The 8,651-nt window shown below is 70.8% G+C and carries 9 protein-coding genes and 3 pseudogenes; 4 read left to right on the forward strand and 8 right to left on the reverse strand.

Annotated elements, in window-relative coordinates; genetic code table 11:
* Nucleotides 1-91: 91 nt before the first annotated feature.
* Nucleotides 92-358 carry a helix-turn-helix domain-containing protein gene (locus ACGF5C_RS33845; RefSeq protein WP_393308345.1) on the reverse strand — a complete coding sequence of 89 codons (267 nt, stop codon included), beginning with the start codon at nt 356-358 and terminating at the stop codon, nt 92-94.
* 89 nt (nt 359-447) lie between these two features.
* Here ACGF5C_RS33845 and map point away from each other — a divergent pair, with 89 nt between their 5' ends.
* Both map and ACGF5C_RS33855 read left to right on the forward strand, forming a co-directional pair.
* A complete protein-coding gene (gene map, locus ACGF5C_RS33850; RefSeq protein ID WP_393308347.1) occupies nt 448-1,266 on the forward strand; it encodes a type I methionyl aminopeptidase in 819 nt (272 codons plus the stop codon).
* Between the two features lie 275 nt (nt 1,267-1,541).
* Nucleotides 1,542-2,567 (forward strand): NACHT domain-containing protein, encoded by a 1,026-nt coding sequence (locus ACGF5C_RS33855; protein ID WP_393308349.1) that lies wholly within the window; start codon nt 1,542-1,544, stop codon nt 2,565-2,567.
* 57 nt (nt 2,568-2,624) lie between these two features.
* On the opposite strand, the gene ACGF5C_RS33860 is transcribed toward ACGF5C_RS33855, so the two are convergent.
* Nucleotides 2,625-4,169, reverse strand: a complete 1,545-nt coding sequence (locus ACGF5C_RS33860; RefSeq protein WP_393308351.1) for a hypothetical protein — start codon at nt 4,167-4,169, stop codon at nt 2,625-2,627.
* A gap of 311 nt (nt 4,170-4,480) precedes the next feature.
* Between ACGF5C_RS33860 and ACGF5C_RS33865 the strand changes: the two genes are divergently transcribed.
* The gene (locus ACGF5C_RS33865) at nt 4,481-4,621 is read left to right on the forward strand and encodes a hypothetical protein (RefSeq protein WP_393308353.1); all 141 of its coding nucleotides are present in this window, start codon (nt 4,481-4,483) and stop codon (nt 4,619-4,621) included.
* 53 nt (nt 4,622-4,674) lie between these two features.
* On the opposite strand, the gene ACGF5C_RS33870 is transcribed toward ACGF5C_RS33865, so the two are convergent.
* Complete coding sequence (locus ACGF5C_RS33870; RefSeq protein ID WP_393308355.1) at nt 4,675-5,046, reverse strand: DoxX family protein; 372 nt, start codon at nt 5,044-5,046, stop codon at nt 4,675-4,677.
* Between the two features lie 80 nt (nt 5,047-5,126).
* Here ACGF5C_RS33870 and ACGF5C_RS33875 point away from each other — a divergent pair, with 80 nt between their 5' ends.
* Nucleotides 5,127-5,990 carry a LysR family transcriptional regulator gene (locus tag ACGF5C_RS33875; protein WP_393308358.1) on the forward strand — a complete coding sequence of 288 codons (864 nt, stop codon included), beginning with the start codon at nt 5,127-5,129 and terminating at the stop codon, nt 5,988-5,990.
* A 20-nt stretch (nt 5,991-6,010) separates the two neighbouring features.
* Here the strand turns inward: ACGF5C_RS33875 and ACGF5C_RS33880 are convergent.
* The 5 genes and pseudogenes from ACGF5C_RS33880 to ACGF5C_RS33900 all read right to left on the reverse strand — a co-directional run.
* Nucleotides 6,011-6,300: pseudogene (locus tag ACGF5C_RS33880) on the reverse strand (transposase); the annotation flags it as partial.
* Between the two features lie 58 nt (nt 6,301-6,358).
* Nucleotides 6,359-6,907 (reverse strand): universal stress protein, encoded by a 549-nt coding sequence (locus ACGF5C_RS33885; RefSeq protein WP_393308360.1) that lies wholly within the window; start codon nt 6,905-6,907, stop codon nt 6,359-6,361.
* A gap of 11 nt (nt 6,908-6,918) precedes the next feature.
* On the reverse strand, nt 6,919-7,695 hold the full coding sequence (locus tag ACGF5C_RS33890; protein ID WP_393308362.1) for an ArsB/NhaD family transporter: 777 nt from the start codon (nt 7,693-7,695) through the stop codon (nt 6,919-6,921).
* Between the two features lie 93 nt (nt 7,696-7,788).
* Nucleotides 7,789-7,986: pseudogene (locus ACGF5C_RS33895) on the reverse strand (hypothetical protein); the annotation flags it as partial.
* Between the two features lie 47 nt (nt 7,987-8,033).
* Nucleotides 8,034-8,099: pseudogene (locus ACGF5C_RS33900) on the reverse strand (hypothetical protein); the annotation flags it as partial.
* Nucleotides 8,100-8,651: the final 552 nt, after the last annotated feature.

Genomic DNA, 8,651 nt, shown 5'->3' on the forward strand with positions numbered 1-8,651 from the left:
ATCCGCCGCTACATCATCTGGCGGAACAAGCACGCCACCGACAAACGCCTCAGCCAGGTAGTCAACAGGGCCAACATTGCCTGACGCGGCACTAGGACGCCTGACGCATGGGCATCGCGGCCAGCCAGACGTCGGCCAGGTCGCTGAGGGGGACGTCGAGGGCCTGGCTGAGGCAGACCACGGTGCCGAACGCCGGCGCGGGAAGGCGGCCCGCCTCGATCTTGCGCAGCGTCTCTGGGGAGATGCCGGCCGCCAGGGCCACCTCGACGAGGCTGCGGCCGGCCCGCGCGGCCCGGAGGGCGGCTCCGAGGCGCTGGCCCGCTGCGATCTGTTCGGCGGTGAGTGGTTGGCGAACCATGCCAGCAGGATATCCCTCCGGAGCATCCCGACCCGGCGTGGTATAAAAATACCGGTATAAAAATACCGCAGCTGTGGAGGGAGGCTGTCGTGATCGAGCTCAAGTCCGCCGAGGAGATCGGCCGGATGGCGGTGACCGGCCAGTTCGTCGGCGAACTGCTCGCCGAGCTGAGCGATGTCGCCGCGGTCGGCGTCAACCTGATAGACCTCGAACACCACGCCCGCCGCCGGATCAAGGAACGCGGCGCCGAATCCTGCTACTGGGACTACGCCCCTTCGTTCGGCCGCGGCCCGTTCCGCAACGTGCTGTGCCTGTCGGTCAACGACGCGGTGCTGCACGGCCTGCCCCACGACTATGTCCTGCGGGACGGTGACCTGCTCAGCATCGACATGGCGGCCGGCATCGACGGCTGGGTCGCCGACTCCGCGCTCTCCGTCATCGTCGGCACCCCCGACCCGGCCGACCTGAAGCTGATCGAGGCCACCGAGGTCGCGCTGGAGGCCGGCATCACCGCCGCCCAGCCCGGCGGTCGCCTCGGCGACATCTCCGCCGCGATCGGCGAGGTCGCCCGCTCCTACGGCTACGGCGTCAACGCCGAGTTCGGCGGCCACGGCATCGGCCGCACCATGCACGAGGCCCCGCACGTATCCAACAACGGCCGCGCCCGCCGCGGCATGAAACTCAACCCCGGTCTCACCATCGCCATCGAGCCCTGGTTCTGCCGCTCCACCGACAAAATCACGTTCGACAACGACGGCTGGACGATCCGCTCCGCCGACGGCTCCCGCAGCGCCCACTCCGAACACACGGTCGCCATCACGGATTCCGGCCCCCAGGTGCTGACCCGCCGCCCCAGTCGCGACGCCGCCTCGGCCGAGCCCACCAGAAAGCCCGCCACAGCCTCCTGACCCGCTGCCCGCCCTGGCGCGTGACTCAGGGCGTTCCGGGCATGGGGCCTGCCGCAACCTCCTGAGCAGGTCCCAACCGCCCGCCTCAGCCCACCACTCAGGCACGCGCCGTCCGGCTGGCCCCTTCAGCGGCCAACACCTGGCACCGGGACCGTCAGCGGTCGCTGCCGATGCACGAGGTGTTCGGCGCTCCCGGGGGGACCGTTCGGCGGGTTCCGCGCCGTCGAAGCGCCAGCCGCCAAGCCCCGGCCGGGGACCATCCGGGCGAACAAGGCGTGGTCACCCGCCTGCATGTCGACCTGTATCGGCGGATCCAGCGCCAGCAACTGGTCCTGCTCGGCCCGGCCGGTAGCGGGAAGACCGCAACGATGCTGATCCTGCTGATCGGGGCAGCGAAGGAGTGCGTCAGACCGGCCTCGGCACCGGAACGTGCCGACACGCCGGTGCCGGTCTGGGTCACCCTCGGCGGGTGGAACCCGGACGAGAGGTCGCTCCTCGACCACGTGGTCGAGGAGATGGAGACGAACTTCCCGGCGCTGCGGCACCCGCGATACGGCGCGAACGTCGCACGCCGCCTGGTCGAGCACAAGCGGGTGGCGCTCTTCCTCGACGGCCTCGACGAGATGCCCGCGGCGGGGCAGCGGGCCGCGCTCACCAGGATCGCGCGCGAGGCCGCCGGCCTGCGGATCGTGCTCACCTCCCGGATCGAGGGGTACGACCGGGCGCGTGCCGGCGGACGGTTGCCGCGCCCGGTCGTCCTCCAGCTCGACAAGGTCGAGTCGGAGACTGCCGTCGAGTACCTGCGCCGTGGTCACGACAGTGACCGGCAACGCCGGTTTTGGCACCGGCTCACCGAACATCTGCTCAGCCGACCCGACTCGCCGGTCGCGGAAGCGTTCGCCACCCCGCTGATCCTGAGTCTGGCCCGCGACGCGTTCGACGGGCCGGACGGTGACGTACCCGACCCCGCGGAGCTGATCGGGCTCACCTCGGTGGCAGCGGTGAAGGCCCGCGTGATCGGCCAGTTCCTGGAGCGGGCCTACCCCTCCGGTTCCGGCCGGCGCGGCGGGCGCGACCAGCGTCACCTGTTCTACCTGTCCTGGCTCGCTCACCACCTGCGGGGGCGCCGCGACCTGCGGTGGTGGGAGATCCCGACCTTGATTCCGATCAGGGATCTATCGATCGCGGTCGGCGCCGGGTTCGGACTGCCGACGGCAGTGCTGGCCGGGGCGTGCGTGGCGTTGGCCGGCGGGGCTCGGTCCGATGAGGTGATCAGGGCTTCGACCAGGGCGATTGCGTAGTCGGCTGGCAGATGCCTGGAGCTACGTGGCACGGGTCCTGACGTCGCGGCTGCGCCGCTACCGCTCCTTGAGGCGACGGTCGACCTCCTCGGCGACCCGCCGGTGCAGCTCGGCCAACCGCTCGTCGGTGTACTTGGTCAGGTCGCCCGGGTCCGTGCCGCCGTTCGCCGCCTGCTCCCGTTGCTTCTGCTGCTCCCGGCGTTGCAGTTCCTGCTCCTCAGGCGAACCGGGGGCGGCGTACGCGCACCGGACGAGGGTGCCGTCGACGTTCTTCAGGCAGGTTGCCTCCCGGCCGTCGATCTGGCCCCGGCCCTCCACCCGGTACCGGATGCTCTGCTCACTGCCGAGTGTGGCGGTCCACGTGCTGCCGCCGGTCGGCACCACCTCGAACACCTGGTCGTCGTTCCAGCAGCAGACGTCCCGGTACTCCGCCTTGATCAGGGCGACGATCGCCTGAGGCGACGACCAGGTCGGGCTGAGCCGGTGCACGGTCAGCGGGGCGAGACCGCGGCCGGCGTGCCGGGTCGGCACGGTCGACACCGCCACCACCGAACTGGCCTCGCCCTGCGGGGTGAGCGGGGTGACGTACGCGCTGCGTCCACTGCCGTCGCGGTAGCGGAGGCTGAACTCCGACTCGTTGCCCTCGTTGGCGCCGTCCTCGGAGGCGTCCCAGCCGCTGCGCTCGAACCACCAGTCGGCGAAACCGCCGACGGCGGTGGCTCCCTCCCGCTGCCGGGCGGCCAGGCTGATCGGGTAGGACGGTCCGGGCACCGTCGACGTGTCGTCGGTGATCGTGACCTTTCCGGTGCGGCCGTCGTACCGCGCCACACCGGCCGGCCGTTCGGTCACCACCAGGATTCCGGTCTGCTTTTTCAGCGGCACCACCACGATCGGGTTGTCGCCCTGGCAGTAGACGTACGCGTCGTCGGCGGAGAACCGGGCCCAGCGCCGTTCGGCGGAGATCTTCCGGCCCAGGTTGTGGCTGAACCAGCCGCCGATCCGCGCGTCGGCGGCTGACACGTCGAACTGGCACCGCTGCTGCGCCCGGCTCTTGCCGCCGAGCGGCACCTCCTGCATCAGACCGACCTCGTAGCCGGCCAACCATCCGCGCCGCTCGACCAGGACGGAGAACCGGTCGGAGTCGGGCAGGTAGCTGACGTCGGTGATCTCGCCGGTGACGTCGCCCAGGTTGGGCGCGGCCTGTGCCTTGCCGACCAGGTACGGCGCACGCGCGGCCAACTCCGGGACCGGATCGCTCACCACCTGCATGGTGGTCCCGTACGCCCGATCCTGGAGGTATTCGCCGTAGACCAGCCAGCACCCCCCAAGGGCCAGTCCGACGGCGGCGCCCAGCCAACCGAGAACGATGGTCCCACCGGTCAACTTGGGCGTGGTCTTGCGCCCGCGGAGGCGGTGGGTGAGCAGCCGCACCAGGGCCGGCCCCCCGGCGAGCAGGGCCAGCAGGGCCGGCGCTACCAGCCAGGGCACGAGTTTGCGCAGCTCCCACACGAGGACGGTGGTGGCGTACGAGGCGTACCAGCCGACCGCGCCGAGGAGGATGAGCAGAAAGATCGGCGTACCCGTCCGCAGCGCCCGATGCATCGACATCCTCCTTCGACAGGACGAGCCCTGATCGTATTGAGGACGTCAAGACGCCCTGGTGCCGCAGAGCAGCGCGACGACGGTCGGCGGATGCATCGAGGGTCCGCGATGCTCCGCACGGCCGGTGCGTCGAGCCACCGTCGGCAGGGGCGGATCTTGAGCGTGACGGTGCACGGGGTTATGTGGCTGTTGCCGAGGTAGCGCACGTCGTGGAAGAGCGGCCAGGGGGTACGGCCGTCAGCGACGCGGGTGATGGTGACACCGAGTTGGGCGGGCTGTCGTCGAGCCAGCGATAAAGGTCAGCGTCCTCGGTGAGGACGTCTGCGAACCTGCCGCACTGGTTCCGCCGCCTACGCATCCGCTGGGAGATCCGCGACGACATCCACGAAGCGTTCCTCACCCTCGCCTGCGCCATCATCTGCTGGCACCGACTCCAACACTCAAAGAGTTAGGAGTTGTAAGCGCCAATCTCCATACCGGTGTTCCTCAACCCCGGAACAGCCGATCACGTCGGCCACGGCCCCAGTCGTCCGTAGGCGACGAACCCGGCCAGCAGCAGCACCACCAGGTTGCCGCCGATGAGCCGGCCTTCGCCCCGGCGCAGATGCGTGGCGGTCGCACCGATCATGAGTACCGCGAAGCCGCTAGCGGCCAGTGGGGTGAGAAAGGGTGCCACGCCGGTCGCGCCGGGCACGATCAAGCCGATGGCGCCGAGGAGTTCCACGACGCCGATACCGATGACGGTCGGCCGGGAGACGTCCTCCACCCATGGCATCATGCCGCGCAACGCCGCGGGTGGCCGAAGCACCTTGAGCCCGCCGGCGACCAGGAAGAGCAGAGCCAGCAACGCCTGTGTCGCCCACAGCACCATGTTCATGCCGCCAGCGCACCAGCCCGGGCCCGCGGCGTCCAACTGAGCGTTCCGATTGCGGAATTGGCGCAACCTATCATTGCTGGATGGGGTTTGACCTGCGACAACTACGCTACTTCCAGGCGGTCGCCGAGGAGCTTCACTTCGGGCGGGCAGCCCGACGCCTGCACATCACCCAGCCGTCGCTGAGCCAACAGATCAGCGCGCTGGAGCGTACGGTTGGCGCGCCCCTGCTGGAGCGGTCCTCCCGGGGCGTCCGCCTGACGCCGACGGGCGCCGCCCTGCTACCGGAGGCGCGTGCCCTCGTGGCTCGCGCCGACCAGAGTCTGCGCGACGTCCGCCGACTGGCCGCCGGCCTGCGGCCCACGCTCGACGTCGGGCTGTCGCCGGGCATCGGCCCGGCCCTGCTACGCCGCATCCGCACCGCCGCGCTCGGAGTCGGGGTGAACGTCTCGGTCCGGGACGCCAACACGGCGGAGCAGGTCGACCTGCTCGGCCGTCGCGAGCTCGACCTTGGCCTACTCCTCGAGCCTGTCGAGGACGAGCGCCTCGAACTGCTGCGGCTGGCCGACGAACCGCTCGGCGTCATCACCGGGCGGAGCCACGAGCTGCCTCCAGAGGTCACCTCGCAGGATCTCACCGACCGGCGCCTGCTGTGGTTCCGGCGCCGCGATGCGCCCGGCTACCACGACGAGGTCCTCAGAAGCTGCGCGGCAGCCGGTTGGGAGCCCCAGGTCTCGATCACCCCGAGCACCCGGCTCAGTGCGGTCGTCCTGTTGCTCACCACGGAGGCCGACCTCGTCTCGCTGGTACCCGCCGAGAAGGCCGGCCACCCCGAGCTGCTCTGGCGTCCCCTGCGGGACGCGCCCCGGCACCGCATCGCCCTGGCCTGGCACCGCGACAACCGGATGGATCCGGTCCACCGGTTACGGGCAGCCCTCACGGCGTAGTGGCAGTCGTTTAACAACTCCTAACTCTTTGAGCGTTGGAGTCGGCGCCAGCAGATGATGGCGCAGGCGAGGGTGAGGAACGCTTCGTGGATGTCGTCGCGGATCTCCCAGCGGATGCGTAGCCGGCGGAACCAGTGCAGCAGGCGATGGTCTGCTCGACGGCCCACCGTCGGGCGCCGAGGCCGGAGCCGTGCCCGACGCCGCGTCGAGCGATGATCGGGGTGATGCCTTTGGCCCGAAGCTGACGCCGGTAGCAGTCGTAGTCGTAGCCACGGTCGGCGTAGAGCCGCTGATTGAACCGCCTCACCCGCAGACACTCCGGGCAAACCGTTTACGAGCCCACACCCGCCTGCCCACACGACGCAGACTCACTCGGGCCGCTTGCCTCGAGCCCCAGAGCGACGTCGTGACGACGTCCGCAACCGGTGGGGCGGCGGGTGGGGCGGGTGTGGTGGCGGGGGCCGGATGGTGGCGGTGCCGGGCGCGGGCTCAGGCCAGACCAACGGGGCAGGGGCGTGGTCGACGATGAAACGGCTGGCGGGGCCGAGGCTGCGGGGTCCGAGGTGGGTACGGTCGCCGTCGCGAGCCAGGATGAGCAGCTCGGCGCCCTCGGCGGCGGCGACAACTTCCCGCTCGACGCGGCCGGTGCGCTCCTGCCGGGTGCACGGGCGGCCCAACCGCTGCGCGGCGTCGGCGAGGAACTGGTCTGCGGAGGCGGCCGCCAGGTGCTCCAGCCGTGTGCCGGGGTCGCGTTCGGGGCGACCGCGGCCGAGCAGCCCGGCGAACGCGCCGTGCGCCGTGCCTGGCACGTCGGCCGGGGTGACATGGAGCAGGACGACGTCCGCGCCCTCGGGCACGTGGGCGTGGGCGGCGTCCACGCAGGCGGGCCAGGTGCCCTCGACGATCCAGACCACCACGGCCCTGGACTTCAGCCTCCTCCGACCGCGGTCAGCGAGACCCACAGTGCCAGCACCGCGGCGCCCAGGCTCGCCGGTACGGCATACAGGCCCAGCCGGGTGAACTCCTTCAGCTCCACCTCGGCGTCGTGCGCGTGGACGATGCGCCGCCACAGCAGAGTGGCCAGTGAGCCGGCGTAGGTGAGGTTCGGCCCGATGTTCACCCCGAGCAGCACCGCGAGTACGGCGCCGGGCCCGGACGGGGCGGTCAGCGGCAGCAGCACCAGCACCAGCACCGCGGGCAGATTGTTGATCACGTTCGCCAGGACAGCGGCCAACGCCGCGATGCCCAGCAGCGCGGCCAGGCCGGTGCCGCCGGGGATCAGGTGGCCCAGGGCAGTGTCGAGGCCGTTGTCGACGACCGTGCGGACCACGATGCCCAGGGCCAGGACGAAGGCGAGGAACGGCACCGCACTCGCGCGCACGATGGCAGTGGGGGTGGTGCGGTGCTGGGCCAGGGCTCGGACGGCGAGAACGGCGGCGCCCGCGAACGCCGCCCAGGCGGGATTGATGCCGAGCGCGGAGGTGAGGACGAACCCGGCCAGCGTGCACGCCACCGTGGCCAGGGCGAACACCTGCACCAGCAGGCGACGCGGCCGTCCCGCTGAGGTGCGCGCCATCCACGCGCCGCACGCGTGGAACAGCCCCTCGTCGTCGCACAGCTGGGCCAGGACCAGCACGGCCCTCAGGAACCCGATCACCGGACCCAGTCGGGCGGCCTCGTCGGCGGCGTGGTCGAGTGGTGACACCAGAGGCTTCGTCGCCACGCCGGCCAGTCCCGAGGCGCACCATCCGGTGATCGTGGTGGGGTGTGTGATGGCCGTGCCGACGACGACGGCCCATGCGCCGGCGCGAAGAGCCTGGGCTGCCTGCGCCGGGGTGTGGATCCGTCCCTCAGTGACCACCCGGGACGTCGACGGCGGCCGCGAGTCGAGCGACCAACTCGATGTCGGGCCCGGTTCCTTAGTGGTATACGCCGTGTAGCCGGCGAGCGTGGTGTCGACCAGGTCGGCACCCGCTCGTCGTCGCCGTCCTTCCACAGCCCGATCAGTGGGAGGTCGACCGCGCTCCGGATCGAGGCGATGTCCTCGATCCCCTGGGCGCGGATGCCGGCGGCTCCGCCCACAGCGGTAGCAAGGGCCACGCGGCGCATCGTGTCCGGGTCGCGCACGGGTCCCCCGGATACGCCTGGCAGGAGACCACCAGCCGTCGGCGGAGCTGCTCGATGACGGAACTCACGACACCGCCTCCCAGGCGAACGCGGCGGCGCCCAGGAGCGGGGCGTCCGCCCCGAGAGCCGAGGCCAGATCGGCCAGGCGCTGCTCAACCGTCCCCGCCGGGTACGTCCCTGAGATCCATGCGGTTACGGCCGGGACCTGCCGCAACGCAGGCACAACCGAACGGTTCCGTCGCAACCAATCTGGTAGGCCACAGACGATGCGCTCACCACGCTCCTCCGCGCGACTCCATACCGGGTTGAAACACACCCAAGAGCATGTTTCGCCAAAAGAGCCGGCTCAAAGCCCTTCTGACACACCCCTAGCGAGTGAGGTTCGCGGTTCGTGGGTCCTTGCCGAAACTTCGTTCGTGGCGGTGGTCTGGGGAGGGGCTAGTCCCACTGGTCCTGGTTGAGGAAGCGGGCGAAGCCCCGCCACGAGTTCGGTCCCATGACCCCGTCGATCGGGCCGGTGTAGCCCCAGCCGGA

Source organism: Micromonospora sp. NPDC047620 (assembly GCF_043205005.1).
Classification (GTDB): domain Bacteria; phylum Actinomycetota; class Actinomycetes; order Mycobacteriales; family Micromonosporaceae; genus Micromonospora.

Excerpts from the sequence above, each read along its gene's own strand:
- ACGF5C_RS33860 (WP_393308351.1), bottom strand. The coding sequence starts at position 4,169 with ATGCATCGGGCGCTGCGGACGGGTACGCCGATCTTTCTGCTCATCCTC.
- ACGF5C_RS33845 (WP_393308345.1), bottom strand. The coding sequence starts at position 358 with ATGGTTCGCCAACCACTCACCGCCGAACAGATCGCAGCGGGCCAGCGC.
- ACGF5C_RS33875 (WP_393308358.1), top strand. The coding sequence starts at position 5,127 with ATGGGGTTTGACCTGCGACAACTACGCTACTTCCAGGCGGTCGCCGAG.
- ACGF5C_RS33870 (WP_393308355.1), bottom strand. The coding sequence starts at position 5,046 with ATGAACATGGTGCTGTGGGCGACACAGGCGTTGCTGGCTCTGCTCTTC.